This is a genomic window from Streptomyces sp. NPDC041108, from assembly GCF_055592645.1.
In genome coordinates this window covers 86,238-112,877 of sequence record NZ_JBVIYK010000007.1, presented here as the reverse complement: position 1 = coordinate 112,877, position 26,640 = coordinate 86,238, and the positions used below count along the sequence as shown (strand labels likewise).

20 protein-coding genes and 3 pseudogenes are annotated in these 26,640 nt (G+C 68.4%); 10 read left to right on the top strand and 13 right to left on the bottom strand.

Features of this window, described 5'->3' with window-relative positions:
• The first annotated feature begins 15 nt into the window (after window positions 1-15).
• Window positions 16-648 (top strand): DUF2461 family protein, encoded by a 633-nt coding sequence (locus ACZ6BB_RS21150; protein ID WP_471616689.1) that lies wholly within the window; start codon window positions 16-18, stop codon window positions 646-648.
• Between the two features lie 251 nt (window positions 649-899).
• On the opposite strand, the gene ACZ6BB_RS21145 is transcribed toward ACZ6BB_RS21150, so the two are convergent.
• Together ACZ6BB_RS21145 and ACZ6BB_RS21140 are read right to left on the bottom strand one after the other, a co-directional pair.
• The gene (locus ACZ6BB_RS21145) at window positions 900-1,277 is read right to left on the bottom strand and encodes a nuclear transport factor 2 family protein (RefSeq protein WP_471616688.1); all 378 of its coding nucleotides are present in this window, start codon (window positions 1,275-1,277) and stop codon (window positions 900-902) included.
• A 330-nt stretch (window positions 1,278-1,607) separates the two neighbouring features.
• Window positions 1,608-1,754, bottom strand: coding sequence for a hypothetical protein (locus tag ACZ6BB_RS21140; RefSeq protein WP_471616687.1), 147 nt, complete (start codon window positions 1,752-1,754; stop codon window positions 1,608-1,610).
• A 277-nt stretch (window positions 1,755-2,031) separates the two neighbouring features.
• On the opposite strand from ACZ6BB_RS21140, the pseudogene ACZ6BB_RS21135 reads away from it, so the two are divergent.
• The 3 genes and pseudogenes from ACZ6BB_RS21135 to ACZ6BB_RS21125 all read left to right on the top strand — a co-directional run.
• Window positions 2,032-2,228: pseudogene (locus ACZ6BB_RS21135) on the top strand (ISAzo13 family transposase); the annotation flags it as partial.
• 35 nt (window positions 2,229-2,263) lie between these two features.
• A pseudogene (locus ACZ6BB_RS21130) lies at window positions 2,264-3,082 on the top strand (transposase); the annotation flags it as partial.
• 90 nt (window positions 3,083-3,172) lie between these two features.
• A complete protein-coding gene (locus tag ACZ6BB_RS21125) occupies window positions 3,173-4,933 on the top strand; it encodes an RNA-guided endonuclease TnpB family protein (protein ID WP_471616686.1) in 1,761 nt (586 codons plus the stop codon).
• Between the two features lie 246 nt (window positions 4,934-5,179).
• On the opposite strand, the pseudogene ACZ6BB_RS21120 reads toward ACZ6BB_RS21125, so the two are convergent.
• Window positions 5,180-5,598, bottom strand: a pseudogene (locus tag ACZ6BB_RS21120) (NF041680 family putative transposase); the annotation flags it as partial.
• 41 nt (window positions 5,599-5,639) lie between these two features.
• On the opposite strand from ACZ6BB_RS21120, the gene ACZ6BB_RS21115 reads away from it, so the two are divergent.
• From ACZ6BB_RS21115 to ACZ6BB_RS21105, 3 genes are all read left to right on the top strand, one after another.
• The gene (locus ACZ6BB_RS21115) at window positions 5,640-5,975 is read left to right on the top strand and encodes an ArsR/SmtB family transcription factor (protein ID WP_471616685.1); all 336 of its coding nucleotides are present in this window, start codon (window positions 5,640-5,642) and stop codon (window positions 5,973-5,975) included.
• Window positions 5,975-6,691, top strand: coding sequence for a cation efflux transmembrane domain-containing protein (locus ACZ6BB_RS21110; protein WP_471616684.1), 717 nt, complete (start codon window positions 5,975-5,977; stop codon window positions 6,689-6,691). The genes ACZ6BB_RS21115 and ACZ6BB_RS21110 overlap by 1 nt, the downstream gene beginning before the upstream one ends.
• Window positions 6,692-6,762: 71 nt before the next feature.
• Window positions 6,763-7,548 (top strand): TSUP family transporter, encoded by a 786-nt coding sequence (locus ACZ6BB_RS21105; protein ID WP_471616683.1) that lies wholly within the window; start codon window positions 6,763-6,765, stop codon window positions 7,546-7,548.
• 65 nt (window positions 7,549-7,613) lie between these two features.
• Here ACZ6BB_RS21105 and ACZ6BB_RS21100 read toward each other — a convergent pair whose 3' ends face one another.
• From ACZ6BB_RS21100 to ACZ6BB_RS21055, 10 genes are all read right to left on the bottom strand, one after another.
• Entirely contained in the window at window positions 7,614-8,285 is a 672-nt protein-coding gene (locus tag ACZ6BB_RS21100; protein ID WP_471617001.1) for an MBL fold metallo-hydrolase, read from the bottom strand.
• Window positions 8,286-8,287: 2 nt separating this feature from the next.
• On the bottom strand, window positions 8,288-8,521 hold the full coding sequence (locus ACZ6BB_RS21095; RefSeq protein ID WP_471616682.1) for a hypothetical protein: 234 nt from the start codon (window positions 8,519-8,521) through the stop codon (window positions 8,288-8,290).
• 59 nt (window positions 8,522-8,580) lie between these two features.
• Complete coding sequence (locus ACZ6BB_RS21090) at window positions 8,581-8,790, bottom strand: hypothetical protein (RefSeq protein WP_471616681.1); 210 nt, start codon at window positions 8,788-8,790, stop codon at window positions 8,581-8,583.
• Between the two features lie 324 nt (window positions 8,791-9,114).
• Entirely contained in the window at window positions 9,115-12,051 is a 2,937-nt protein-coding gene (locus ACZ6BB_RS21085; RefSeq protein WP_471616680.1) for a discoidin domain-containing protein, read from the bottom strand.
• 93 nt (window positions 12,052-12,144) lie between these two features.
• Complete coding sequence (locus ACZ6BB_RS21080; RefSeq protein ID WP_471616679.1) at window positions 12,145-13,620, bottom strand: glycoside hydrolase family 32 protein; 1,476 nt, start codon at window positions 13,618-13,620, stop codon at window positions 12,145-12,147.
• Between the two features lie 137 nt (window positions 13,621-13,757).
• Window positions 13,758-15,974: a glycoside hydrolase family 3 N-terminal domain-containing protein gene (locus ACZ6BB_RS21075; protein ID WP_471616678.1), complete on the bottom strand. Its 2,217-nt coding sequence runs from the start codon at window positions 15,972-15,974 to the stop codon at window positions 13,758-13,760.
• A 247-nt stretch (window positions 15,975-16,221) separates the two neighbouring features.
• On the bottom strand, window positions 16,222-17,109 hold the full coding sequence (locus ACZ6BB_RS21070; protein WP_471616677.1) for a carbohydrate ABC transporter permease: 888 nt from the start codon (window positions 17,107-17,109) through the stop codon (window positions 16,222-16,224).
• A 6-nt stretch (window positions 17,110-17,115) separates the two neighbouring features.
• Entirely contained in the window at window positions 17,116-18,102 is a 987-nt protein-coding gene (locus tag ACZ6BB_RS21065; protein ID WP_471616676.1) for a carbohydrate ABC transporter permease, read from the bottom strand.
• A 34-nt stretch (window positions 18,103-18,136) separates the two neighbouring features.
• Entirely contained in the window at window positions 18,137-19,435 is a 1,299-nt protein-coding gene (locus ACZ6BB_RS21060; RefSeq protein ID WP_471616675.1) for an extracellular solute-binding protein, read from the bottom strand.
• A 397-nt stretch (window positions 19,436-19,832) separates the two neighbouring features.
• Window positions 19,833-20,840 (bottom strand): LacI family DNA-binding transcriptional regulator, encoded by a 1,008-nt coding sequence (locus tag ACZ6BB_RS21055; RefSeq protein ID WP_471616674.1) that lies wholly within the window; start codon window positions 20,838-20,840, stop codon window positions 19,833-19,835.
• A gap of 543 nt (window positions 20,841-21,383) precedes the next feature.
• On the opposite strand from ACZ6BB_RS21055, the gene ACZ6BB_RS21050 reads away from it, so the two are divergent.
• The 3 genes from ACZ6BB_RS21050 (at window position 21,384) to ACZ6BB_RS21040 (ending at window position 26,630) form a co-directional block, all read left to right on the top strand.
• Window positions 21,384-23,945 carry a GH32 C-terminal domain-containing protein gene (locus tag ACZ6BB_RS21050; protein ID WP_471616673.1) on the top strand — a complete coding sequence of 854 codons (2,562 nt, stop codon included), beginning with the start codon at window positions 21,384-21,386 and terminating at the stop codon, window positions 23,943-23,945.
• Window positions 23,946-25,144: 1,199 nt separating this feature from the next.
• On the top strand, window positions 25,145-25,480 hold the full coding sequence (locus tag ACZ6BB_RS21045; RefSeq protein WP_471616672.1) for a helix-turn-helix domain-containing protein: 336 nt from the start codon (window positions 25,145-25,147) through the stop codon (window positions 25,478-25,480).
• A 946-nt stretch (window positions 25,481-26,426) separates the two neighbouring features.
• Complete coding sequence (locus ACZ6BB_RS21040) at window positions 26,427-26,630, top strand: cold-shock protein (protein WP_471617000.1); 204 nt, start codon at window positions 26,427-26,429, stop codon at window positions 26,628-26,630.
• Window positions 26,631-26,640: the final 10 nt, after the last annotated feature.

The window sequence follows — 26,640 nt, the reverse complement described above, 5'->3', positions numbered from 1 at the left end:
AGCTATCCTCCGTGCATGCGCGGACAGTTCACCGGCTGGCCGGAGCAGGCCATGGACGTGTTGTGGCAACTCCAGGGCGAACCGACCCACGCGACCCGCGAGCGCTACCGCGCGGACCGCGAACGCCTGGTCCGGCAGCCGATGATCGCCCTGCTCAACGAGGTCGCGGACACCGACCCCCGGTACGAGGACTTCTCCGTCTGGCACTACCGCACCGACTCCTGGTGGTGGCAGCACCAGGGAGCGGTGATCAGGCTCGGCCGCAAGATCGAGATCGGACTGCGGTTCGACCTGGACGGCCTGCGGATCCAGGGTGCCTGGTGGTACCCCGATCCAGGCCAGGTGGAGATGTTCCGGATGGCCGTGGCCTCCGAGGGGAGCGGCCGCGAACTGTCCGCCATCGTCGAGGACGTGCGGAAGAAGGGTTACGACATCTCCGGGGACGTGATGAAACGCCCCCCGCGCGGCTATCCGACGGACCACTCCCGTACGGGCCTGCTGCGCCACCGTTCGCTGATCGCCGCCCGTCCCCTCGGCTGCGAGGAGTGGCTGCACACCCCCGAAGCGGTCGACCGGGTCCTCTCGTCCGCCGCCGACCTGGACGCCCTGCTGATGTGGCTGGTCCGCCACGTGAAGCGCGCCACCTGACATCAGGAGGGGGCCGCGCGGCATGGGAGGAACCACATCACGCGCCGTCGGCCCCCGCGCCCAGAAGATGATGCGCACCTTCAGCGCCGACCAGTCGTCCATCGCCCGGTAACCGTACGGCACCGCAGTCGGGGGGACCGGCACCGGTCGAAGACGGGCAGGGCCCTGCGCAGCGTCGCCGGCACCGCCGTCCGGGCCTGTATCGACCTCCCCCGAGCACCGCCGGTCCCCCCACACCGAAGAAGGATGACTCAGGAGGCGGACGCCTCGATCTCCCCCGCGAAGACGATGACCTGGTCGATGAGGCTCCGCCGCAGATGGACGACGTCCGTTCCCGCCAGGCGGGGGCCTCCGTCCGGCGTGGTGAAGACCCACTTGTACCGGGCCCACTCGTCAGGCATGTCCACCGCTGAGCAGCGCACCATCGTGCCGGTCCCCGCTGGGTGGCGCCGGATGTCCAGCACGAACCGCTCGACCGCCGCGATTCCTTCGCTGCGGCCCAACGGCCCCCAGAAGACCACGTCTGAGGTCAGGGCCTGGGAGAGCAGGGCAGTCACATAGCTGTCGTCCGAGGTGTTGAACGCGGAGATGAACGTGTCGATCGCGGAGCGTGCGGTCTCTTCCTGCATGCTCCAGTAATACCAGCCGTTTCGCGTGTGCTCGTCCCGCGAGCCGCCTTCCGATCGCGGTGAACCATCCCGGTCACAGCACTGGTCGACCTCTGAGGTCTCGTCGTTCGTGGGGCACTTGTTCGAGCACGTCGTCGATGCTCCGGCGGGCGTGACACGGCGCGGGCACGTGCTTCTGGCGCGGTTGCGCCCCGGTAATCCGTCGGTAGTGGAGGAATGCCCTTCCTGATTGAGGTGCTTCCGGCGGGCGGTGTTCCGAGGTGAATCCGGAAAGCCGGTGGTGTGGCGGCGTCGTACGACCCTGCTTACCGGCCCGTTACTGTCCGAGCGTTACTTGTCGTGGTCGTAGCCCCGGTCGGCCAGCAGCGCGTCCGGCCGCCTGCGCGGTCTGCCGACCTGGTCCGCGATGGCCGGGAGCTTGTCGAGCGGGGACAGAAGTAGGGCGACGGCGTTGCGGTTTCCGCCGGCCAGTGACACCGCGAGCGGGATGCCCCGCCCGTCGACGAGGGCGTGATGCCTGCTGCCCGGTCGTGCGCGGTAGACCGGGCTGGGACCGCTTTTGGGCCCCTGCGGGCCGCCCGCTCAGGGGAGGAGTCGATCACCGTCCGAGACCGGTTCAGCCGCTTCGCCGACCGCAGCTCCTTCAGCACCACGTGCAGCTGGTCCCACACACCGGCCTCGTTCCAGGCGGCCAGGCCCCGCCAACAGGTCATGCTGGGATCGTTGTTCTGGTACGGGGAGACCGGAGGGGGGCGTGGCCGTCCTGGCCGTGAAGGTCCAGGTGTTGTTGCCGCATCTGGACGAGCGTCGGCGTCGCCTGGCGAGAGGGGGCGGGAAGCTCGGTCGCTGAGGCATGGCGGGATCAGGCTCGTCGCCGCTGCGGCCGGAGTCCGGAAGGACACGGTCTCGCGCGGTGCCGCTGAACTGGAGTCCGGCCAGGCCCCGTTGGGGGCCCTCGTCATGGTGGAGGCCGTCCTCGGCACAAGGACTTCCTGCCCCGGCGCATGTGTTACGGGTTCATGGCCCGCTTGGCAGCCGTCGGCGTCATCGGACAGATCCGTGACCAGCTCCGCAAACGCATCCGCCGCGAGATGGGCAAGGCGCCCGGAGCGGGCGCCACCGTCGTCGACTCCCAGTCGATCAAGGCTGCCGACACCGTCGGCAAGGACTCCCGCGGCTACGACGCCGGCAGGGAAATCAACGGCCGCAAGCGCCACCTGGTCGTGGACACCAAGGGCCTGCCGCTGTTCGTCATGGTCACCCCGGCCGACATGACCGACCGCAACGCGGCCAAGGAAGTGCTGCTCCGGCTGCGGCTGATGCACCCCGAGATCACCATCGTCCGGGCCGACTCCGCCTGTGCCGGACAGCTCGTGACCTGGGCGAGGGCTTGCCTGAACCTGACGATCAAGACCGACGGCCGCCCGAAGAACGTCCCCGGGTTCGTCGTTGTGCCCCGGCGCTGGGTCGTCGAACGCTCCCACGCCTGGCTCATGCATGCCCGTCGGCACGCGCGCGACTATGAACGGCTCATCCAGCACTCGGCATCGCTCGTCACCCGGGCCGTGATCACCCTTATGACCAGGGCCGCATCACCTGCCGAAACTCCCGCAGGAGCGGACGGCCCGGCTCCCGCGAGGCCCAACGCGACTGATCATCTCGGCCCTGACGGCAAGGAGCCCCAACAAGAGGCCACCGGGCCCTCGAACCGACCTCCTTGTCGCACCACCACGACAGCCCCATCAGCACAACCGGCAACACTGGGGCCCGATTTCGGCATATGCCGAAAGAGCCCATACGCGTGATCACTGGCTGGCTCACCGCTTTCCCCACCTTCTACAGTACGGAACGAGGTGATCACCTGGGTCACGAAGTCATGTGGGGAGGGAACGTTCATGCCCGGAACGGAGGTGTTGCGGGCGTACCGGTTCACCCTGGACCCCTCCGATGCCGAGCTTGCCGCCCTGTCCCGCTATGCCGGCGCCTGCCGGTGGGCCTACAACTACGCCTTGGCCAAGAAGACCCAGGCCCATCAGGCATGGGCCGGCCGCCGGGCCGCCTACCTCGAGAGGGGACTGAGCGAAGCCGAGGCGAAGGAGCGGATCAAAGCCGACGGCGCCGAGCTCACCGACCGCATCAAGGTGTGGGACCACCACCGCAAGAGCCTCACTCTCACCGTCGCCGGAAAGCCACCGCTGCCCGCGATGCAGCCCCCGGCCGGGCAGGAGGCCCTCGTCCGCCGACTGGCCGCTGTCCGCGCGGACGCCGCCGGTACCAGCCGTGAACGCGAGGTCCTGGCCGAAGGCCGTGCCACGGTGAACGCGCTCAAGGCCCAGGCGTTCAGCGCCGGCTTCCGCACGCCGACCGCCACCGACACGAGCGCCCTGTGGCGGATGGAACGGGATCTGCCCAAGGAGGAGGGCGGCAGCCCCTGGTGGGCCGAGGTCAACGTCTACTGCTTCACCTCCGGCTTCGACCGCGCCCAGGTCGCCTGGAAGTACTGGCAGGACTCGCTCGCCGGCCGCCGAGCCGGCGAGCGCCAGGGATACCCCCGCTTCAAGAAGAAGGACCAAGCAGAATCGTTCGCTCTCTTCCACGACGTGAAGAGGCCGATCATCCGCCTGGAGGGCTACCGGCGCCTGGTGATGCCAGGCCTGGGCAGCATCCGCGTCCACGACTCCGGCAAGCGCCTCGCGCGGCTCGTAGAGCGTGGGCGGGCGGTCATCCAGTCCGTGACCGTCACCCGCGGCGGCCACCGCTGGTACGCCTCAGTGCTGGCCAAGGTGCAGCAGGACGTGCCCGTGCTGTGGGAGCACGTCCACGACGACGGCACTCGCACCCGGTACCTGAGCCGCACCCAGGCCGAGAAGGCCGCCGCCAACGGCGGACACGTCGAGCAGATCGGCCGCCCCACCGCCCGCCAACGCGGCGGCGGGATCGTCGGCGTCGACCTCGGCTCCCACCACCTGGCCGCCCTGTCCAGCCCCCTCGACCCGGCCGACCCCACCACCGCCCTCGTACAGCACCCCCCTCTACTCGTCGACAGCCTGGCCAAGCTCGCAAAGACCCAGCGCGCGATGTCCCGTTGCCGACAGGGGTCGGGGCGGTGGAGGAAGGCCACCGCCCGGGTCTCCCGCGTCCACCAGCAGATCACGGTGCGACGCGCCTCGTTCCTGCACGGCCTGTCCAAGAAGCTGGCCACCGCCTTCACGCACGTGGCGATCGAGGACCTGGACATCATCGCTCTCACCGCGTCGGCCAAGGGCACCCGGGACAAGCCGGGCAAGAACGTCAAGATCAAGGCCCGCCTCGACCGGCATCTCCTGGACGCCGGCCTGGGCAGCCTGCGCAAGAAGCTCGCATACAAGACCGCCTGGTACGGCTCGCAACTCCTCGTCCTCGACCAAGGAGAGCCCGTCACCGGCACCTGCGCGAAGTGCAAGGAGCGAAACCCAAGCTCCGACCCATCGTGCAACACGTTCCACTGTCCCTCGTGCGGGGCCGTCGTACCCCGACACGAGAACAGCACCGCGAACATCGTCGACGCGGCGCACAGGCATCTCAAGACGGTCGCCTCCGATAGGGGGGAGACCCAAAACGCTCGCCGAGCCACTGGAATCCCGAAGCCCGCAAGGCTCCCGGGCAAGGGGCGCTGAAGCGAGAAGACACCGGCCGACGCCGGTGCCACCCCCGGAGAGCAATCTCCGGGCGTCCCACAACAGCCCCACAACCAATGCGGCAGGGCAGCCACCACCGAGGGTCACCAGACCATTCGGCCGCCGCCCCCTACGCGCCTGGGACGATCCGTGTTCTGGCAGATCGACAACTGCACCACGATGCCTCGGACGAGTCAGTGCCTCCCACTCACTCTCCGTCGGAGACCGTCCGCCACGCACATCGGGTCCGACCCGGTCATGTTCGGCGATGGTCTCGGGCCGCCTGACCGTTTTGCCCACGTCGTAGCTGGTGGCGGGGCGGCAGTCCTTGGAGCCGGCGGGCCGTGCCGGCCCTGGCCGTGATGGTTTGGGTCCGCGGGCCGGACAGGCGTGGTGCGGGCGGAGGTTCCTGAAGCCCGGCGGACCCGTGCGAGGGTGAGCCGGCCGGGCTCGGCGGGCTTCTCCAAGGGCGGCGGAGGTCCGCGGTCAGCGGCCGGGCGAGGGCGGATTCGGGCGTGGGCGGCGACGACCAGCCTCGTCCACCGGTCCGCGGCTTCGGGTGTGCGGAGCTTCGGGCGGGTCCAGCCCAGCGTCTGCTTGATCATCCGAGACGTGTGCTCCAGATCGGATCTGCGCAAGCACGACTGCCGGCGCAGGTCGACGTCCATGGTTCTGTGAATTCAGGATTCCCTGTACTGTCGTGGTCGTGTTGACCGTTGCCTCCGACATCGACGTGCTGGCCCGCTTCGGCCGCGCGCTCGCCGACCCGATCCGCTGCCGGATCCTGCTCGCCCTGCGCCAGGCGCCGGCCTACCCGGCCGACCTCGCCGACGCGTTCGGCGTCTCCCGCACCCGACTGTCGAACCACCTGGCCTGCCTACGGGACTGCGGCCTGGCCGTGACCGTCCCGGACGGGCGGCGCACCCGCTACGAACTCGCCGACGAACGCCTCGGCCACGCGCTCGACCACCTGCTCGCCGCGGTCGTGGCGGTGGAGACGGACAAGACCTGCCCCGACGCCGCCACGGAGGGCTGCTGCTGATGGTGTCCATATCCCTGGGGCCCACCCCGGCCCGCCGCGAACAGCTGGCGAGCCGCATACGGCTGCTGGTGGCGGCGACGATCACCTACAACGTCGTCGAGGCCGTCGTCGCGCTGACCGCGGGGACCGTTGCCTCCTCCACCGCGCTGATCGGCTTCGGACTGGACTCCGTCATCGAGGTCTCCTCCGCGGCCGCGGTCGCCTGGCAGTTCTCCGCCCGCGAGCACGCGGTCCGTGAGTCCCGGGAGACGACCACCCTGCGGATCATCGCCCTCTCCTTCTTCGCCCTGGCCGCCTACGTGAGCGTCGACGCGATCCGCGCGCTGGCCGGCACCGGCGAGGCCGACCGCTCGATCACCGGCATCGTCCTGGCCGCACTCTCCCTCGCGGTCATGCCGTTCCTGTCCGCCGCCCAGCGCAGGGCCGGCCGTGAGCTCGGCTCCGCCTCCGCGGTCGCGGACTCCAAACAGACCCTGCTGTGCACGTACCTCTCCGCCGTTCTCCTCGTCGGCCTGGTCCTCAACGCCACCCTCGGCTGGACCTGGGCCGACCCGATAGCCGGCCTCGCCATCGCCGCCATCGCCATCAAGGAAGGCCGCGACGCCTGGCAGGGCAAAGGCTGCTGCGCGCCCGCCGCGGCGAGCAGCGCGGCGCCGGGGGCCGGCGCGGACGAAGACGGGTGCGGCTGCCGTCCTGGATGCTCCTGCTGCTCGTGAACATCAACTCGCCGTTGGCTCGCTCGCTCCGCTGATACTGGCCGGGCAGCGACGGGAGGGTGGGAAGCAGCGTGGAGTGGACGGTGTGGGCGGGTCTGGCCGCGGGGCTGCTGATCGCGGTGGTGACCGCGCCGGTAGGGGTGTCCGGCGCGGTGTTCCTCCTTCCGGTCCACCTGAGCGTCTTCGGTGTGCCGAGTCCGGCGATTACGCCGACGAATCTGCTGTTCAATGTGGTGGCCGGGCCGGGCGCCCTGTGGCGGTACCGCCACGACGGCGCTCTGCGCGGCGGCCTGGCCCGGCGCCTGGTCGTCGGCACCCTGCCCGGCGTCGTCCTCGGAGCCGCGATCCGCATCTTCGCTCTCCCTGGTCCCGGCGTCTTCCGGTTCCTGATCGCCGTACTGCTGCTGCCGCTCGGCTTGTGGCTGTGCGTCCGTACCCTCTCCCCGGCCCGCCATCGGCCGGACGTCGCGGCGGAGCCGTCTCCGGCCGCGCTCACTGCCCTGGCTCTCGGGGTGGGCGTGATCGGTGGCATCTATGGCATCGGCGGCGGCTCCCTCCTCGGGCCGGTCCTTGCCGCCCGCGGCCTGCCTATGACCCGGGTGGCGCCGGCGGCCCTCGCGGCGACGTTCGCCACCTCCGTCGTCGGTGCCGCCGCCTATGCGCTCCTGTCCTTGCTCAGCTTCGGGGACGTCGTTCCCGACTGGTGGCTGGGGCTGGCCTGCGGGGTGGGCGGCCTGGTCGGCGGCTACGTCGGGGCCCGGCTTCAGCCCCGTCTGCCCGAGACCGTGCTGCGGCTCCTGCTCGGCATTCTCGCCACCACCGTCGGCGGGATGTACGCGCTCCAGGCCCTGACGTGAGCCCGTCCGGCCTCAAGCTCGCTGTCTGCCGCATCCAGCGGAGCGGCTGATCGTCTGGCCGGCGATCAGGCGGAAGGCTCGGGGCTGCCGTGGAAGGCGAGGACGGTGGCCCCGGTGAACTCTCCCCGCTCCCAGGTCCTCCAGCGGGCACCGGCCTCTAGGCCGAGCTGTGCGGCGACCTCCTCGAAGGGGAGGCCGGCGGTCTTCAGTTGCGCTACGCGGTCGCGGATGTGGGCGAGGAAGTCGCGGTCCTGGCGCAGGACACTCACGTCGGTGACCTCGCCGTGCCCGGGCAGGACCGTGCGCGGGGCGAGGTCGAGCAGCTGGTCGAAGACCTCGATCCAGTGGTTGCCGTCCGCGTCCGTGTCGTGGGGGCCGTGCATCATGTAGGGCACGATCGGGAACATGCGTGTCACCGCCAGATCGCCGCTGAAGAGCACACTGTCGTCGACGAGCACGGTCTGGTCCCCGTGGGTGTGCGCCGGGCCCCATTCGCGCAGCACCGCGATGCGCCCCCCGAGGTCGAGGTGCAGTTCACCGTCGTACGCGATGTCCGGGTCCACGAACTCGACGTCCGCCAGTTCGGCGGCGATGCTCTCGGCGAAGCCCTTGAACATGACCAGGTCGGCGGCGCCCTCGCGCTGAAGCTCGCGGTGCTGCCTGCGGTCGTGGACGATCGTGGCCGAGCCACGGAACGCCTGGGCGCCGAATCCGTGCTCGGGGTGGCAGTGAGTGATGGTCAGATACGGGTGACGGTCGCCTGCCAGGCGCTTGGCCTGGTCAAGGACGTAGGCACCGTTGCGGGGCCCATGCAGGTGTCGATCACGAGGGCGGCGCGGTCGCCGAGGACGATGCCGATGTTGGGGACGGCCGGCTTGCGCTGGTCGGGGATCACGAAGACGCCGTCGGCCATTTCATGGGGCTCGCCCTGCACCAGGGGTGCCGGAACGGCGCTGAGGTCAGGAGTGGTCATGGAAGGACTCCGATCTGAGGAGCTGGGTGTCCGGCTGGGACAGGCCCGGCCCGGAAGGTTCATCCGGAGGTGGAGGGAGAGGGCTGTGGACCTGTGAGTTGGGCGGAGCGGTCCCACAGCTGCCGGGCCGGCTCGGGGTCACGGGCTTGCCCCGGGGCGGGGTTCTCGGGCGTGAGGCGGTTGAAGCAGGCGCCGTTGACCGCCAGCGGGTCGGCGACGGTGGCCATGTGCAGCAGGGGTGCGGCGCCCTGGGCGGGCGTGGACAGCACAGCCCTGCCCTGCCCAGCGGCGAGTTCATGAGCCGGAAGAGGGCGTGGCGGGCATGGCCCGCCACTTGATCCCGTTGGCGGCGAGGTAGCGGATCGCGTCCAGCATCGCCCGGTGGCAATACGCCTCCGGCTGCCCGCCCCGACCGCGCAGCCAGCCAGCCAGCCGGGCACGGGCAGTGACGGCCGGACCTCAGCCCACTCCGCGTCCGTCATGCCCGTCGGATACCGGCGCGCTGCGGCTCAGCCCGGTCACCCGCGTTGCCGTACACGTGCGCGAGGCAATCACGCGATGGAACAGCCGAGTTGGAGCTGGCCCGGCCATGATCAGCTGTAGACGTTGAATTCTGCGACTGACCACCAGCTACGCGCCACATTGCCGGTATTGACGACCTTGATGTAGCGAGCTGTCTGCGTCGGGAAGGAGACCAGGTGGACTCGTTGGCCGTCCGCTACCGAAGAAACCTTGGTCCAGTCGGTTCCATCCGCAGATACGTGGACGTCTGCGCTTCGCGCATAGTCGCTGAAACTGCCGCCGACATCCAGCACGATCTTGTCGAAAGTCCGCGTCTGCCCCATGTCCACTTGGATCCAGAGACCGTCGTACTGCCCTGTTCCGGAGCTGTACCGAGTGTCGGCGTTTCCATCCAGCATGTTTCCGGGCGCATCCCACTGGCTTGCATCCGAAGCCTTTGCGGTCCACCCCGTCCGCGGCAGCGCAGGACCCAGATCCGTGACCTCGAACGAAGATCGACCTGCGTCCACTCCGCTCGTTCCCTTCACGGAAACCGTGACCTTCCCCGACGGAAGCCCTTTCGGAACGTAAGCGCTGATGCTCGTGTCAGACCAGCTGTCTATTTCGGCATAGCTTGTTCCGAAATACACCGTGCCCAGCCCTTGCGCGTCGCCGAAACCAGTACCGCGAATCGTGAACTTGGAGCGCGGCATGCCGTGTTCCGGAGCCAGACTGCTGAAGACCGGCGTCGGGAAGCCGGACAGCTTCTGGGTGGTGAACATCGCCGAGGTCCCGCTCGGCAGCGTATAGGCGTACGAGCCGTCGCTGGACATCTTGAAACTCTTGCTTCCGGAGGTTCCGTTGAACACTACGGTGACCTGGGCCCCTTCCTTGCTGCTCCAGGTTTTCAGCTGGAGGCCGTTCGACACCGCTGTCGGAGCTGTGACCGAACCGGTTCCACGCGAAGAGCCGTACACCTCGATGTCGCCGATGGCCCACCAGAAACCGGATGCCGCGGTGCTGACGACGCGAATGTACCGCGCCGTCCGGGTGGGCAGAGTGACGGCCACCTTTCCTATGCCTCCGCTGCCGCCGGCGATCGCGCTGCCCCAATCGGCACCGTCGTTCGACACGTATATCTGGTACTTGGGGACGTAGTCGAACGAGTTGTTCACGCCGGTGTCGAGCACGATCTTGTCGAAGTTCGTAGGACTCCCCAGATCGATCTGGAACCAGTCGCCGCTCGTCGTCCCGTGCCCGAGACTCCATCTGGTGTTGATGTCACCGTCGATCGCGTTCGCGGCCACCCCCCAATCCGGCTGCGCCGAAGCCGTGGCGGTCCACTTGCCGCGGCTCAGCGCCCTTCCTGTCGTCTGGATGGAAGCGCCGACCGGAAGGGAGTACGTGAGCAGCTTGTTTCCGGTGCGGATCGAATTTTGGTAAGGCAGGAGTGCCGGATCGTACGTGACGGTGACCGGGCCGGATGGCGACTTGAACGTAAAGTCGTGGGTCGGGTCCGAGACCTTGGTCGCCGCAGGGGTGCGGCCGCTCTGCGCAGGCCCGGAGTACGTGAAGGTGACGGCGTCGCCGGCGTCGAGGGTGTAGTCGAACGATTGCGTCCCGTCGGCCACGCTGAAGGTTTTCGTGGCGCTTCCCGAGTTGTACGCGATCAGGACCTTCGATCCGTCCGGGTTCTGGAACGCGACGTTCTCCATGCTCCCGTCCCCGAAGATGTTCGAGTAGATCCGACGTGCTCCAGGCCTGACGAACCTGCTGGCGTGAGCGAGGGCGTAGTAGTCCACGTTGTAGGACACCCGCCCGTCGGCGGGATCGATCGTGAGCAGGCCCCGGCACATGGGTATACCGCCGGTGTCGCTGTTGAGCGGACCCAGATCGGGGTCGAGTGCGATGTTCCACAGCATCACCCCGTTCGCATAATTGCGCACGCCCTTGATGATCCAGGTACCAAGAGCCTCACCGAACGCTGTCTGCTTGCTGTCCTGCCAGACACCTCCAGTGGCTTCCGTGATGTAGGTCTCTTTGCTCGGATAGTCGTTGTGGACCAGAGTCTGGGAGGTCGGATTGCCGCTGTAGATGTGCCATCCGGTTCCCGCGGTGTACTTGGAGGCAGCGGGGTCGCTGAAAACTGTCTCGGGATACGAGGGCACATCCCAGTTGTGGTCCCAGGCCAGGATCTTGGTGGAGATTCCGTTGTCCTCGAACGCCTTGCCGATCTCCTGAATCAAGTCGGACTCCTGGTAGGCGGACAGGAACATGCCGGGCCAGGAGGGAGTGCCCATCGGTTCGTTCTGCGGCGAGATGTAGGAGATGGGCACGCCGGCCTCACCGTAGGCCTGGATGAACTTCACGAAGTAGTCGGCCAGCGCGGACGTGTACTCGCTCTTGAGAGTGCCTCCTACCATGGAGTCGGAGGTCTTCATCCAGCCTGGTGGGCTCCACGGATTGGCCATGACCTTGAGGGACGGGTTGAGCGAGAGAGCCTGCCGCAGTGCCGGAATGATGTACGACTCGTCGTGCTGGATGGAGAAGTCGGACAGCTTCGGATCCGTCTGCCCCGCCGGCATGTCGTTGTAGGAGTAGTTCCCGGAGGCGTTGAAATCCGTGGCGCCCATCGGAGAGCGCAGCAGGCTGAGGCCGATGCCCTTCGAGGGGTCAAATAGCTTCTTCATCAGCTTGGCCCGCTCGGTATTGGACAGCTTGTCGATGAGCCAGGCGGAGGAGTCGGTCATGGCCGCCCCGAAACCCTGGATCTTTTGATACTTGACGCTGTCGTCGATCTTGATCGTCAGCGGATTGGCCGCTTTCTCGGTCGTGAACAGCACATCGCTCTGGCCGGCAACCCACTTGTCGGCCGATACGTCTGTCAGCCAAACCTGCACGGAGTTGCCAGGTGCGGCTTTCTTCGGCCGCGGGGCGGCGATGGCATGCCCGGAGACCTGGGTCCAGGCGGCGGCGACACCAACGGCGGTGGCCAGGAACTGGCGTCGTCCGAGACCGTACGAGCTCATGGAAGATCCTCCTTCGGACCTGCTTGATCAGTACTTTTGAGGCGGGGTGGGAGACCAGGCCGAGGTGGGGGGACCGACCGGATGAAGTCGGCTCTACGGCGACACCGGCGCCGGCTCCGTGGCACCGGTGCTCGGCTCCTTGATCACGAGCGGGTGCAGCTCCCACGCGTCGATCGCGTAACCGAGGCGGGTACCCGGTGTGGCGGTGCGGGCCTGGAGTCGCCACGGGCCCTGTCCCGTCGGGTAGCAGCGCAGCGTGAGCACCTGGCCGGTGGTGGTCAGGAAGATTTCGGCGATGGAGTGGTCGACGACCACGCGCAGGCCGACGGGCTGGTCGGCTGGGCAGGGCATCCGGTAGGAGCCACCGTGGGCCCGGGGGTCCAGTGAGGCATGGTCACGGTCGACGACCAGTTCGCCTGCGTCGGCATCGAGGCGGATGTCGAGGTACTCGGAGCCGTCGGGGGTGGTGAGCAGCCGCAGACCGGCGCCTCTGGTCGGCTCCAGACGTGCCGTCAGATCGAACGCGTGCCCCACGCTGCCGAGGTCCACCGGCCGTGGGCCGTGCGTCTGGCCTGCGGCGTGGATGAGGTGTCTGCCGCGCAGGGCGAGCAGTTCGGTGGCGGGCTGCTGGCGCAGTGTGCCGTCGCCGTCGACATGGATCTCGCGGGGCAGGGTGAGGACGCCGGCCCACCCGTCCGCGACCGCCCAGGCCTCGTCGCGGGCTTCCCATGACCAGCCCCACAGCAGCCACCGGTTGCCGGGTGCACGCAGGAGGGCGGGTGCGTAGCAGTCGGGGCCGTGGTCGGCGGGTACCGCCGGGCCGGCCCTGAAGTGGCCGTCGTGCTCGTCACCGATCAGGGCTGCGACGCTCTGCGGGCCTGTGGGTTCGGTCCATGTGCTGACGATGAGGGCGCCGCGTCCGTCGGTTGCCGGGAGGTACTGGGGGCATTCCCAGCCTTCCCCGGTAGGTGAGCCGGTGCCGCCGACGGGCTCCGGACGGCGGGCCGCGAAGGGCCCCCGGTAGGTCCAGGTCTCCAAGTCGGGTGACTCGTACAGGAGGGCGGCGGCGCGGCCGTCCGCGAGGGCGGCGCCGACCAGCATCCGCCAGCCGTCGCCGTCCTGCCAGACGTACGGGTCGCGGTACATGGTGCAGTCCTCGGGCAGCTCGGGGATGAGCAGTTCGCCCCGTGGGCTGAAGCTTCTGCCGCCGTCGCGGGAGACGGCGCAGGTGACCGGCTGGTGCTGGAACGAGCGGTCCTCGCGGTGCGCGGAATAGAAGGCGACGACACGGTCGCCGTCGGAGACGGCGTTGCCGGAGAAGCAGCCGTCGGTGTCCACGCCATCGGGGGTCGGGGCGAGGGCGATCTGCAGGGGCTCCCAGGTCAGCAGGTCGGGGCTGCGGAAGTGGCCCCAGTGCAGGTTCGCGTGGGTCGCTCCGTACGGGTTGTACTGGTGGCACACGTGGTAGTGGCCGTCGTGGAAGACCAGCCCGTTGGGATCGTTGATCCAGTTGTGGGGCGGGCGCAGGTGCGCCACGGGGCGGTGTGGGTCGCGAGGTGGGGTGGACACACGTGTGCCTTTCGGTATGTCAGACGGTGCCCGCCCCGCCGGCCCTCGGTTCGGCGGGGCGGCAGGCCGGCGGGGCGGGGGTCTTCGAGCCTGAATGCGGGCTCACCGGATACGGGCTTCAGATCCGTGTACGGCCTTCAGGTCCGGACGCGGAATTCTGCGCTCAGTTGCTGCTCCCGTCGTGAGTTGGGGCCGACGCGGAGTGCGAACTCACCTGGTTCGACCACTCGGCGGTTGTCGGCTGTGACGAGTGAGCACTGCGCGGCCGGGATGCCGATGCGGACGTCCAGGCTTTCGCCGGGCGGGATTTCGACCTGGGTGAAACCCTTCAGCTCCTGCTCGGCCCAGGTGACGCTGGTGGTCAGGTCGCTGATGTACGCCTGGACCGTTTCCAGGGCCGGGCGGCTGCCGCTGTTGGTGAGTCGTACCGTGGCGTCGACGGTGCCGTCAGCGGTGACGTCCGGGTCGTGCACGACCAGGTCGGAGTAGGTGACGGTGGTGTAGGTGAGGCCCTCGCCGAACGCGAACAGGGGGTCCTGGGTGAGATCCGCGTAGCGGTTCCCGTGCTGGCCTCGCACCTGGTTGTAGAAGACCGGTTGCTGTCCGACGTGGCGGGCGAAGGAGACCGGGAGCCGGCCACTGGGTTCGATGAGTCCGAGGAGCAGTTCGGCGACGGCGCGGCCACCGCGCATGCCCGGGTTGAACGCCTCGATGAGTGCTGCCGCGTCCAGGGCCGAGTCCGGGAGGGTGCTCGGCTTGGATTGAACGAGTACGACGATCATCGGTGTGCCGGTGGCGGCGACCGCGTCCAGCAGAGCGATCTGGCCGCCTTGGAGGTCGAGTGTGGCGGTGGAGCGCACCTCGCCGGTGAGGTCGATGGTGTCCCCCACGACCACGACGGCGTAGTCGGCGGCCTGTGCGGCGGCGGTGGCCTCCCGAAGTTGTGCCTGGTCGACCGGGGCGGGGGTGAAAGCGGGCGGCTGTGGTTGGCCGTCGGGCCCGAGGGACCACTCGGAGTCGGAGGCGGGGCTTGCGATGTCGGCTCCGCGGGCGTACGTGATGGTCCAGTCGGCGGGTGCGACGGCGCGAAGGCCGTCGAGCACGGTCTCCACCGACTCGCGGGGATGTCCTTCGGGCATCCAGGGGACCTGGCCGGTGGCGCCCGCCCAGTCGCCGAGCATGGCTTCCGTGCTGTCGGCGTTGGGGCCGATCACCGCGATCGTCCGCGGTGCGCCCTGGCTCGCGGATCGGCCGGCTCCGTCCGCGGTCAGCCCGCCTTCCAGGGGCAGGATCCCTTCGTTGCGCAGCAGCACCAGGGAGCGTCGGGCGGTCTCCAGGTTGAGGTCGGCGTGTGCGCGGGAGCCGATCACCTGCGCCTGCCGCTCGGGGTCGGGAGTGCGGGGGTCCTCGAAGAGTCCGAGCTCGAACTTCAGCCGCAGAACCCGCCGTACCGCGTCATCGATCTGTTTCTCTTCGGTCAGGCCGCGGGCGACCGCCTCCTGGGCGCCCTCGAAGAACGCGGGTGTGGCCATGATGAGGTCGTTGCCGGCGTTGACGGCGACAGCCGCCGCCTCGGCGTGGTCGGCGCAGGTCCGCTGGTCGTAGACCATCCGGCCGACGTTGTCCCAGTCGGTCACCAGCGTGCCCGTGAAGCCCCACTCGCCCTTGAGTACATCGTTGATCAGCCACTTGTTCGCGGTGATGGGCACGCCGTCGATCGACTGGTAGCCGAGCATGAAGGCGCGGCAGCCGGCCCGAGCCGCCTGCTCGAACGGGGGCAGGAACCACGAGCGCAGCTTGCGCGGGCTGAGATCGGCTTCGCTCGCGTCGCGCCCGCCGAGGGTCTCGGAGTAGCCCGCGAAGTGCTTGGCGTACGCCAGCACGGCGGTCGGGTCGCTGAGGCCCTCACCCTGATAGCCGCGCACCATCGCCGCCCCGAGTTCACCGATCAGGAACGGGTCCTCGCCGAATGTCTCGTTGATCCGGCCCCAGCGCAGGTCGCGGGTGATGCACAGCACCGGGGAGAACGTCCCGTGGATTCCGGTCGCCGCGATCTCGATCGCGGCGACACGGGCGACCCGACGGAGCAGAGCGGGGTCCCAGGTGCAGGCCATGGCCAGCTGGGTCGGGAAGATGGTCGCGCCCGGCCAGAACGAGTGGCCGTGGATGCCGTCGTCGGCTGTCAGCAGCGGAATGCCGAGCCGCGTCCGCCGGGCCAGTTCCATTGCCTGAGGCATCAGCGTGGGTGACACGTGCAGGACCGATCCGGCGAGCTTGGCCGACACGATGTCCGTCAGGTCCCCGTGTTGTGCGTCGAGCATCAGCAACTGCCCGACCTTTTCCGGCAGGGTCATCCGGGACAGCAAGTCCTCGATCCTTGCTTCCACGGATGCTTCCGGATCCAGGTACGCGGCAGGGCGGACCGGCTGTCCCACTTTGGTCTCCAAGGATGAGTCGACACAGGTCAGAGAGTTGGTTGGCGACGGCGTGCGTTTCGTCGCAAGGACGCGTTCACCTGCCGCGGCGGGGCTCGCGCGCCTGCTGCCCGCCGCATCGGGCGGGGCCGGTGGCGCACAGGGCGGCGGGGTGGGAGCCGGGGTGTCACTTCAGGCCGGTGGTGGCGATGCCGGCCACGAACTGGCGTTGGAAGAGGAGGAAGACGATCATCACCGGCAGCAGGACGACGACGGCGCCGGCGAGCAGGATGCCGAAGACGGTGAAGGACTGTCCGCTGCTGGCCAGCGCGAGCCCGACGGGGAGGGTGTACTGGCTCTCGTTCTGGGCCACCACCAGCGGCCACAGGAAGTTGTTCCAGGAACCGAGGAAGGTGATGATCCCGAGGGTGGCGAGGGCCGGCTTGGTCAGCGGCAGGATGATCTTCGCGAAGATGGCCAGTTCGCGGCAGCCGTCGACGCGGGCGGCGTCGATGAGTTCGTCGGGCAGGGTGGAGATGAACTGCCGCATCAGGAACACCCCGAAGGGTCCGGCCAGGAACGGCAGGATCAGCCCGAGCAGGGAGCCGGTCAGCTGCATGTTGGACACCAGCACGTAGAGGGGGACGAAGGTGACCAGGCCGGGGATCATGAGTGTCCCCATGACCAGCAGGAAAACGGCGCGCCGGCCGCGGAACTCCAGCTTGGCCAGGGCGTATCCGAGCATCGAGCAGAAGATCAGGTTGCCCGCGGTGACGGCGAGGGCCACGATCACGGAGTTGGCGAACATGCTCGTGAAGTCGAGCGAGCTGAACAGCTCACCGTAGTTGGCCGTTGTGGGCGCCGTGGGTATCAGGACCGGCGGTACTCTGCGGATGTCGGCCTCGGGTTTGAAGGAGCCGGAGAGCATCCACAGGAACGGCGCGATCATCAGCAGCAGGGCACCGGCGAGCGGCAGATACAGCCAGGGTCGGCCCCAGGTCTGGCGGATGCGGCGGCGCCTCAGCACGCGGTCCGTGCCCGGGTGCGGCGTTGGGAGAGTGGAGAGGGTGCTCATGGGTCGTCAGTCCTTGTCTCGCAGCACGCGGAACTGCAGCACGGTCAGCGCCACGATGAGGACGAAGACGACGTAGCTGGCGGCCGACGCCATCTCGTAATTGCCGTTGCCGAACTGTTTGTAGGCGTACAACGTGGCCGACAGGGTGGAGTCCAGCGGTCCGCCGCCGGTCATCACGAACGGTTCGTCGAAGAACTGCAGGTAGCCGATGCCGGTGGTGACGGCGGTCAGCAGCAGGGCAGGACGCAGGAGCGGGAAGGTGACACGCCAGAACCGCTGCCAGGGCCCGGCGCCATCGAGTTCGGCCGCCTCCATCAGGGACTGGGGCACGGACTGCAGCCCCGCCAGCATGATGATCATGACGGTGCCGAGGTTGCGCCACATCGCCATCACGATCATGACGGGAAGAGCGAAGCGGGTGTCCGCCAGCCAGGCCGGGCCGTCGATCCCGAACCAGCCCAGGACGAGGTTCACCAGTCCCGCGCGAGGTTCGAGGAGCGTCTTCCACACCACGGCGACGGCCACGATGCTGGTGATCACCGGCAGGTAGAAGCCGACCCGGAAGACGGCCCGGAAGCGGCGGATACCGCGGTCGAGGGCGACCGCCGCGGCGAGCCCGGCGGCCAGCGTCAGAGGCAGGGCCACCAGGACGAACACGGCCGTGTTGCGCAGGGCCGTGAAGAACTGCTCGTCCTGGAAGAGCCGTACGTAGTTGTCGAGGCCGGTGAACGACACGTTCAGCGGCGTGCGCAGGTCGGCGCTCCGGGTGTCGGTCAGGCTCATCAGCAGCGACCAGACCACCGGCAGCAGCATGAAGGCCGCGAACAGCGCGAGGAACGGGGCGGCGAGGGCCCAGGCGGCCCGGGCCTGCCTGCCGTGCGCCGTGCTCCGCAGCGGGGAGTGCCGGCGATCGGCGCTCCGCTCCGGCCCCTTGGTGCCCTGCTTGCTGATGGCGTCCCGCCCGGGGAGCGTTTTCGTGGACATGGATGTCATCCGTCCGTACGAGGGGTGCTCATTGCGGTGGCGCTCAGCGGCCGGTGCCGATGCCGGTGGCCTTGGACTGCAGCGTCTTCTGCACCTCGGCGACGGTGGCCTTGCCGAGGATCAGCTTCTCCAGTTCGGAGTCGATGGCGTCGGCGATCTGCTGCCAGGTCGTGATGGCGGGCGGCGCCTTGCTGACCTTGAGCTGCTCGTCGAACGCCTTCATGTTCTCGTCCGCGCTCAGATTCCCCTCCGACCACGCGCCGGGCGAAGCGGGCAGACTGCCGGTGGCCTTGGCGTAGGTCGCGAGGTTGGCGGGCTCGGTCAGGAACCGGGCGAACTTCCATGCGGCGTCGGGGTTCTTGGCTTCCTTGAACACCGCCAGGTCGCTGCCGCCGGCGAACCCGGCGGGCTGCTCGGAGTAGGGCACCGGCATGGTCTTCCACTTGCCGTCCAGCTCCGGGGCGTCCTTGTGGAAGCTGCCGCCGGCCCACGCGCCCTCCTGGTAGACGGCGATCAGCCCGTCCCGGAAGCCCTGCACGTTGTCCGCCCTGTCGGTCGGCGCCAGGCCCTGCTTCGGGACACTCGCGTAGTACTCCAGCGCCTTGGCGACCTCGGGCGAGTCGAAGGTGAACTTCCCGGTCTCGGCGTCGTAGATGTCACCGCCCTGCTGCCAGACCATCGGCACCCAGAAGATCCAGGAGTTGAAGCCCATCACCAGCCCGCTGGCACGGCTCAACTTGGGGTTCTCCTTGCCGGCGGTTGCCTGAATGGCCTTGAGGTCCTTCAGGTATCCGGCCCGGTCGCCGGCCAGGGCGCCCTTGATACCGGCCTTCGTGGTGATGTCGGTCCGGTAGTAGATCGCTTGGGTGTCGGCGATGAACGGGACGCCGTAGGAGGTGTCCTTGTACTTGGTGGTGTCCCACTGGCCGGGGTAGAAGTCCGACGACCTGATCGACGCCGGGGTGGCCTGGAAGCCGTTCATGGCGGCCATCTCGGCCATCCAGGTGGTTCCGACCACGGACATGTCCGGGGTGTTGCCGCCGGCGATCGAGGTGGTCAGCTTGTCGTGGGCGGCGCTCCACGGGACCGCGGTGATCTTGACGTCGGCGTCCGGGTTCTCCTGCTCGAACTTCTTGGCCAGGGACTTCAGGTTTTCGTCGGGGTCGCCCATGGACCACATGACCACGGTCCCCTTGGCCTTGCCCGCGCCGATCTCGGCGGGCGCGTCCTTGCCGGGGCCGGAATCCTCGCTCCGGCCACAGCCGGTGGCCACCAGGGCGGCCGTGACGGCGAGGCACAGGGTCTGGACGGTCCTGACGGTGTGACGGGTGGTGATGCGCATGATGCGGCTCCTTGCCGTTGGGCGATACAGGCGCGGGGGGGCGAAGGGTGAGGGCGGGCGGGTGCCCGGATGAGTCAGCACACGAGGGGAGACCGTCTGCGGTGGCAGCGCCGTACGGCGGTCGGTCGCGGGTCGCGCCGGGAGCGTCCGACGCGAAGTGGGTAGCGGCCGGGCGAGGTGTGCCAGGCGCATCGTTCGGTGTCCCGGATCGGGAACGCACGGGCGGAAGGGTGCATGTGGGCGGTGCCGCGTGAACGCGGGTGCAGCCGCCAGGGTTCGTGAGAGGCGAGACCTGAGTAGCTCGACGAGGATTCAATGAGACAGGGGGCGGTGCGCCGCCGGCAACGCACCGCCCGGCTGCGAGGCGCCATCATGTGCGCGTCGCGATGACTCCACGTCAGTTCGAGTTCGGCTCCAACGTCGAGCCACGGATCACGAGGCTGGTGGGAATGATGCGCGAGGGGGCGGCCTCCGGCGATCTGCGCACGTGGTCGAGCAGCAGACGGGCCGCCGCCTCGCCCATTTCCCGCATCGGCTGGCGGATGGTGGTCAGTGCCGGATAGGTGTACGACGCCAGCTCGATGTCATCGAACCCCACCACGGCGACGTCCTGCGGAATCCGCAGGCCGGCCTCGTGCAAGGCCGTGAGCACGCCGGCCGCCGAGGGGTCGTTGTGTCCGAAGACCGCGTCGAACTCCACGCCGTCCGCGAGAGCTCGTGCGACCGCGCTCCGGCTGCTGTCGAAGAGGAAGTCTCCGTCAATGATGCGGCGTTGGTCGAGCTCGATCCCCGCCTGCGCATAGACGTCGACGAAGCCGCCCAGCCGTTCCTGAGTACAGCCGTACGCCTCAGGACCGGTCACCACCAGAGGACGGCGGCGGCCGAGGTCCAGCAGGTGGCGCGCCGCCTGCTCACCGCCCTCCCGGTTGGTGGTGGCCACGTACGGGAATCCCGGCCGCTGGAAGCGGTCGTCGATCAGCACCACCGGCAGTCCGGCTTCGTGCAGTTCCGTGATGGCTCCCAGGGCCCCCTCGGGCTCTATCACCAGCAGACCGTCGAACGACTTGGCAGCGACCTGCAAGCCCAGCCTTCGCAGTGACTCCTCACCTCGGTTCACGGTCAGCATGCGCAGTCCGAAGCCCTCGGTCTCCAGCGTCTCGACCACCGCCTGCACGATGCCGGCCCAGGCCCAGGCCATGTCAGGGACCAGCATGCCGATCATCTGGGTCGTGCCGCGTGCGAGCCCCACTGCCCCGGCGCTCGGCACATAGCCGAGCTCCGAGATCGCCTGGCGGACCTTCAGGACGGTGTTCTCGTTGAGCTCGCCCTTGGCGTTCAGCACCCGCGAGACCGTCGTCTTGCTGACCCCGGCATGCGCGGCCACGTCGGCGATAGTGACTCCCATGTCACCTCCCCTCCTTCCCTGCAGAGGCGGAAGACGTCCTCCCGCACCGAAGGGCCGATCGTACACAGACCCGTGGAAGCGGTACCGGAAGCGGTACCGGAACCGGTTTCGGTACCGGTTCCGGAAGTGAAGCACCGAGAGGCCCGACCGGTCAACAGGCCGGAAACAACTCGTTAACTTGCTGATCTCGGTCACTCGCGATGCAGGCGGAAGCGCGCTGGTTCGCCACCCAGGTCACCGCCCTGACCTGGATGTTTACCGACCTCAGCCCGCCTTGCCCGAATCAGGCGGCGAAGTTCGCGACCGCCGGCGACGCCTGATGGTCTGCGATCGGCACCGAAACAGTCGCGCCCGCACCGTTGACGCACTGGCGGGATTGCGCTTCATAATCGGGCACTCGATGTCATCGCTGACATAGGTCAACGTTGACACCTCTGGTCGACGGCGTGGACGCCGCGTCGGCCAGGGTGTGTCACTTTTCGGTCCGTCCGCGCCGGGGCCGCAGTCACCGCTGCGCGGACGACCGCGGGACAAGGAGACACCATGAGCTCTGTACACGTATCCCGGCATGCCCGCATGCGGCTGATGGCGGCGGTGACGACGGTCTGCGCCCTGTCCGCAGCCCCGCTCGCCCCTCAGGCCGTCGCGGCCGGCGCCCCGCCGTACTCCGAGACCTACAGACCCCAGTTCCACTTCACCCCGCAGAAGAACTGGATGAACGACCCCAACGGCCTCGTCTACTACAAGGGCGAATACCACCTCTTCTACCAGTACAACCCGAACGGCAACTCCTGGGGCGACATGTCCTGGGGGCACGCGGTGAGCAAGGACCTCGTGCACTGGGAGGAGTTGCCGCTCGCCCTGTCGCACGACGACGAGGAGATGGTGTTCTCCGGCAGCGCGGTCGTCGACGAGAACAACACCACCGGCTTCGGCACCAAGAAGAACCCGCCGATGGTGGCGATCTACACCAGCGCCTACAAGGACGGAGGCAAGCAGGCCCAGTCGCTCGCCTACAGCACCGACCGCGGCCGCACCTGGACCAAGTACCAGGGCAATCCCGTCATCGACATCGGCTCCAAGGACTTCCGTGACCCGAAGGTCCAGTGGTACGCGCCGACCAAGAGCTGGCTCATGACGGTCTCGCTGTCCGAAGAGCACAAGGTGCGGTTCTACTCGTCGAAGAACCTCAAGGACTGGGACCTGCTCAGCGAGTTCGGGCCGCAGGGTGCGACGGGCGGCGAGTGGGAGTGTCCGGACCTGTTCCCCCTCGCGGTCGACGGGGACAAGAAGAACATCAAGTGGGTCCTGGTCGCCAACATCAACCCCGGTGGTATCGCGGGCGGGTCGGGCTCGCAGTACTTCATCGGCGACTTCGACGGCAAGAAGTTCACCGCCGAGGACAAGGGCACCTACACCCCGCCCACCGGCACGGTGATGCAGGACTTCGAGGGCACCGACTTCGGTGAGTGGACGACAGTCGGCGCCGCGTTCGGCCAGGGACCGGCAGCCGGGGCGGTGGACTGGCAGGGGGCCGTCACCGGCTTCGACGGCAAGGGCCTCGCCAACAGCTTCCACGGCGGTGACGGCGCCACCGGCATCCTCACCTCCCCCTCCTTCACCGTCGACAGCCCCTACCTGAACTTCAAGGTCGGTGGCGGGCGGCATCCGCACGAGGCCGGAACCGTCATGGACAGGACTCCACCCGAGGGCACGGTCCTCGCCGACTTCGAAGGCGGAACCTATGGCGACTGGGCGGCGACCGGGGACGCCTTCGGCACCGCACCGGCCACCGGCACCCTCCCCGGCCAGGGACAGGTCTCCGGCTTCCTGGGAGACGGGCTGGCCAACACCTTCCAGAACGGCGACGCCACCACCGGCACCCTCACCTCACCCGAGTTCACCATCGACAAGAAGCACATCAACTTCCTCATCGGCGGCGGCAACCACCCGGCCGACTCCGACAGCCCCACCGCCGTCGAACTCCTCGTCGACGGCCAGGCCGTCCGCAGCGCCACCGGCAAGGACGCCGAGACACTCAACTGGGCCTCCTGGGGCGTCAGCGACCTCGCCGGCAAGAAGGCGCGGATCAAGATCGTCGACAGCAACACCGGCGGCTGGGGCCACCTCAACGTCGACCACATCATGCTGTCCGACACCAAGGCCCAGCCCGTCTCGCAGGAGACGTCCGTCAACCTGCTCCTCGACGGCAAGATCGTCCGCAGCGCCACCGGCGCCGACAGCGAGAGCCTGGACTGGGCGTCCTTCGACATGCGCCCGTACGTCGGCAAGAAGGCGCAGATCCAGGTCGTCGACATGAACACCGCCGGCTGGGGCCACGTCATGGCCGACCGGTTCACCGCCGCCGAGAAGCCCGCCAAGTCGGTCGTGCAGCGCGCCGACTGGGCCGACTACGGCAAGGACTACTACGCGGCCGTTTCCTGGGAGAACGCCCCGGGCGGCAAGCGGTACATGATCGGCTGGATGAACAACTGGGACTACGGCCAGTCCGTCCCCAACGTCCCCTGGCGCGGCGCGCAGAGCGTTCCGAGGGAGATGGCCCTGCGCACCGTCGACGGCCGAATCCGGCTCACCGGCAAGCCGGTGGGCAGCCTGGATTCCCTCCGCCAGAAGCGCCCGGCCGCGACCGCGTCCGGCGTCACCGTCAAGAACACCTCCAAGCGCCTGACCGGCCCCGCGGCCAAGGGCAAGGCACTCGACATCGAGGCGACCTTCTCCCTGAAGGACGCCGACCGCTTCGGTCTGAAGCTGCGCACCGGCGCGGGTGGCGAGGAGACCGTCATCGGCTACGACAGCACGACCCAGGAGCTGTACGTCGACCGCACCCGTTCCGGCGCCGGAGACTTCAACAGCACCTTCCCCAGCGTCCAGACCGCACCGCTGAAGGCGGCGAACGGCAAGATCAAGCTGCGGGTCCTGGTCGACCGGTCGTCCGTCGAGGTCTTCGGCGGCAGTGGCGAAGCCGTGATCACCGACCAGATCTTCCCCGACCCTTCCAGCACCGGCGTCGAGGTCTTCGCCGAGGGCGGCGCCGCCACCCTCGACCGCATGCAGGCGTGGCAGCTGAGGTCCATCTGGCGGTGACGGTTCCTGGTCCGTGCGCCTTCGCAGGCAGGATCAGCTGACACGGGCCCTGCTCTGCCGCGCCGTCCGGACGAGGCAGAGCAGGGCCGACCAGCGAAGCGCGGTGAGCCGTGCTCGTTCCGACGGCGACCGCTCCCGGGCCCGTACACCACCGTTCCCACTCGCCTGATCGGCCGAGGCTCGGGGAGCAACCACGCCGAAGCCATAGGCGGCGTGCTCCCTGTCGGACGACCGGCCGGGACCACGCTCAGACGGCCTCCAGCAGGCTGGGTTCCCGAACAGCCGCTCGGAGTCGCCTGTCCATGAGAGCGAGCCCGCCGTCGATCTCCTCGTCGCTCGGCTCGCCGGCGGCGGTAGCCCTTCGGCCGGGATCGTTCCGGAGAACCGCCAGGTCGACGCCCCCTCGACGTCTGTGGCGAAGGCGTCCTCATCTCCGTGGACAGCGCCGCGAACCGGAACCAGGTGTCTGTTTGTTCGCTGTTCCGACCGTGGGCGACTACCTCGCCGTCAGACTCACGAAAATCTGCATCGGTCAGAGTAGACATTGGGCGCTGGGCTGGTTATGGTTTCTCTCGTAGCCGAGATCAAGAGGGCCCGGCAGAGATGAACTGCCGGGCAGCAGTACGCAGTTGCAGTACGCAGGGCGGTGCGGCGGTGGAGTTCCGAAGCCAGGGTTGTCGCAGGACGGTGACGGGACTGACGGCCGGACCGGGTGGCCCGCAGTGATCAGGGGCCGCCATGAGCAGGACCGCAGTACCCGCAGTGCATTTTTCGAGTGGTACCCCGGTAAAGGCGTCTGACTGCGGGCGCGCGTGCCGGGAGGTTCGGCAGTGGGGTTCTAAGCCAGAGCAGATGCAGGACGGGCGACGGGGCTGGCTGCCGAAGGGTGGTGCTGTGGCAGGCCACCAGCAGTACCGCAGTACCGGTTCGGCAAGTGAGTGATCAGAGGAAGAACGGAGGAGCAGAGCGCCATCAGGATCGCCCGGACGAGCAGTGGGTCCGGGTACCGCAGGACATCGATAGTGAGGTGGTCTCCGGTCACGCATCCGCGATCCCCGCACCCCCGGCAGCGTTCAGGCCGGGCTCGCGGAAACAGAAGGCCGGCGCATTACTGGGGCCGGCAGATGGTGTAGCAGTTCCTTCGGGGCCCTGGTGCAAAATGGCACCAGGGCCCCTCCACGCGTCCACAGAGAGGTGCGATGACAGCAGACGATTTCTTCGGGCGTCTCGACGATGACGACTATCCCGCATACACCATGGGCCGGGCCGCCGAGATGCTCGGCACCACCCAGAGCTTCCTCCGCGCCGTCGGCGAAGCCCGCCTCATCACCCCGCTGCGTTCCGCAGGCGGACACCGCCGCTACTCCCGCTACCAGCTGCGCATCGCCGCCCGCGCCCGCGAGCTCGTCGACCAGGGCACCCCCATCGAGGCAGCCTGCCGCATCATCGTCCTCGAAGACCAGCTCGAAGAAGCCCAGCGCATCAACGCCGAACACCGCCGCGCCGCCGAAGCATCCAAACCACCCGCAGCCTGAGGCGGTGGGATCATTGCCTCAGATGACAGAGTCCACGGCGTGCAGCGCCTGCGTCAGCTGTCATGGCGTGAAAGTTCTCCCTCGCCCACGTCTTCGGCGTGGGCGTTCTGCTGTGCTACTGGACCAGGCGGTCACCTCCGCCTTGGAAGTGGCGACGCGGCGGTCCTGGTCGCCTGCGTGCTGGTCCCCGGCGACCAGGGTGTGGCTCGGAAGGGGCAGGGGCACCGGTCCGGAGGATGAGGGCTGCGAGGCCCGTGGCTGCGGGCGGCGTGGCGGTCGGGGGCCGCAAAACCGGTGTGGCAGTCGTGCGGTTTGGGGGAGCGGGCGTTCGGACACTCGTCCAGACTTCGAATCCCTGGCCGCGCCGCGTTCGGGCCGGGGTATCTCATCGACAGCCGAGACGATCCGTCGGGTCAGGCCGGTTCCTTCACCTGTCAGGGCCTGCAGCACCTCGGCCTTGATGTCGGCGGGCAGCGGGTGAGTGAGGCCCGAGGGTCACTGCACACCTGGCGGCCTGCCCGTCGGCTCGGCTCACCTCACCAGCGCCCGGATGCGCGGCGGGACCAGCGCACGGGTCACTGGAGTGCACGCCGGGCAGGCAATCGCCACCGGAATGCGCGCTCTTTTGAGCGCTCAACGGTCCGCTGTTCCTGAAACCCTGCGCTTCGGGTCGGTCAATATCTATATCCGCGACATGAGGGTTTGGCACGTGGCACGGAAAGCGTTTTTGCTGCAATCGGCAGGATGGAGCCGCTTATTGCACCCGGCCCGCCATGTCATGCTACTGTCGATCTCAGTTGCAGTTGTGGTTCCCAAAATCTGCGTCGGCACTTTCCGCCGCCGGCGGCTTTTCGTATGGCCGGTTGTTTCCGGACGGGGCATCATCGCGGCGACCCGGTATCCGTGCATCGCGGGTCCCGGCGTACTGCCCAAGAGGAGACATGACATGGCGTCAGGCACTGTGAAGTGGTTCAACGCGGCCAAGGGATTCGGCTTCATCGAGCAGGACGGTGGAGGGCCCGACGTGTTCGCCCATTTCTCGAACATCGCCGCCCAGGGCTTCCGTGAGCTGCTCGAAGGCCAGAAGGTCACTTTCGACATCGCGGCGGGCCAGAAGGGCCCGACGGCCGAGAACATCGTCATCGCCTGACGCTGACGCG

What these genes read in the sequence shown, in the direction of transcription:
- ACZ6BB_RS21040 (WP_471617000.1), top strand. Translation starts at nt 26,427, where the DNA reads ATGGCGTCAGGCACTGTGAAGTGGTTCAACGCGGCCAAGGGATTCGGC.
- ACZ6BB_RS21045 (WP_471616672.1), top strand. Translation starts at nt 25,145, where the DNA reads ATGACAGCAGACGATTTCTTCGGGCGTCTCGACGATGACGACTATCCC.
- ACZ6BB_RS21050 (WP_471616673.1), top strand. Translation starts at nt 21,384, where the DNA reads ATGAGCTCTGTACACGTATCCCGGCATGCCCGCATGCGGCTGATGGCG.
- ACZ6BB_RS21085 (WP_471616680.1), bottom strand. Translation starts at nt 12,051, where the DNA reads ATGAGCTCGTACGGTCTCGGACGACGCCAGTTCCTGGCCACCGCCGTT.
- ACZ6BB_RS21075 (WP_471616678.1), bottom strand. Translation starts at nt 15,974, where the DNA reads ATGACCCTGCCGGAAAAGGTCGGGCAGTTGCTGATGCTCGACGCACAA.
- ACZ6BB_RS21125 (WP_471616686.1), top strand. Translation starts at nt 3,173, where the DNA reads ATGCCCGGAACGGAGGTGTTGCGGGCGTACCGGTTCACCCTGGACCCC.
- ACZ6BB_RS21070 (WP_471616677.1), bottom strand. Translation starts at nt 17,109, where the DNA reads ATGAGCACCCTCTCCACTCTCCCAACGCCGCACCCGGGCACGGACCGC.
- ACZ6BB_RS21055 (WP_471616674.1), bottom strand. Translation starts at nt 20,840, where the DNA reads ATGGGAGTCACTATCGCCGACGTGGCCGCGCATGCCGGGGTCAGCAAG.
- ACZ6BB_RS21110 (WP_471616684.1), top strand. Translation starts at nt 5,975, where the DNA reads ATGGTGTCCATATCCCTGGGGCCCACCCCGGCCCGCCGCGAACAGCTG.
- ACZ6BB_RS21150 (WP_471616689.1), top strand. Translation starts at nt 16, where the DNA reads ATGCGCGGACAGTTCACCGGCTGGCCGGAGCAGGCCATGGACGTGTTG.
- ACZ6BB_RS21065 (WP_471616676.1), bottom strand. Translation starts at nt 18,102, where the DNA reads ATGACATCCATGTCCACGAAAACGCTCCCCGGGCGGGACGCCATCAGC.
- ACZ6BB_RS21060 (WP_471616675.1), bottom strand. Translation starts at nt 19,435, where the DNA reads ATGCGCATCACCACCCGTCACACCGTCAGGACCGTCCAGACCCTGTGC.
- ACZ6BB_RS21095 (WP_471616682.1), bottom strand. Translation starts at nt 8,521, where the DNA reads ATGACCACTCCTGACCTCAGCGCCGTTCCGGCACCCCTGGTGCAGGGC.
- ACZ6BB_RS21145 (WP_471616688.1), bottom strand. Translation starts at nt 1,277, where the DNA reads ATGCAGGAAGAGACCGCACGCTCCGCGATCGACACGTTCATCTCCGCG.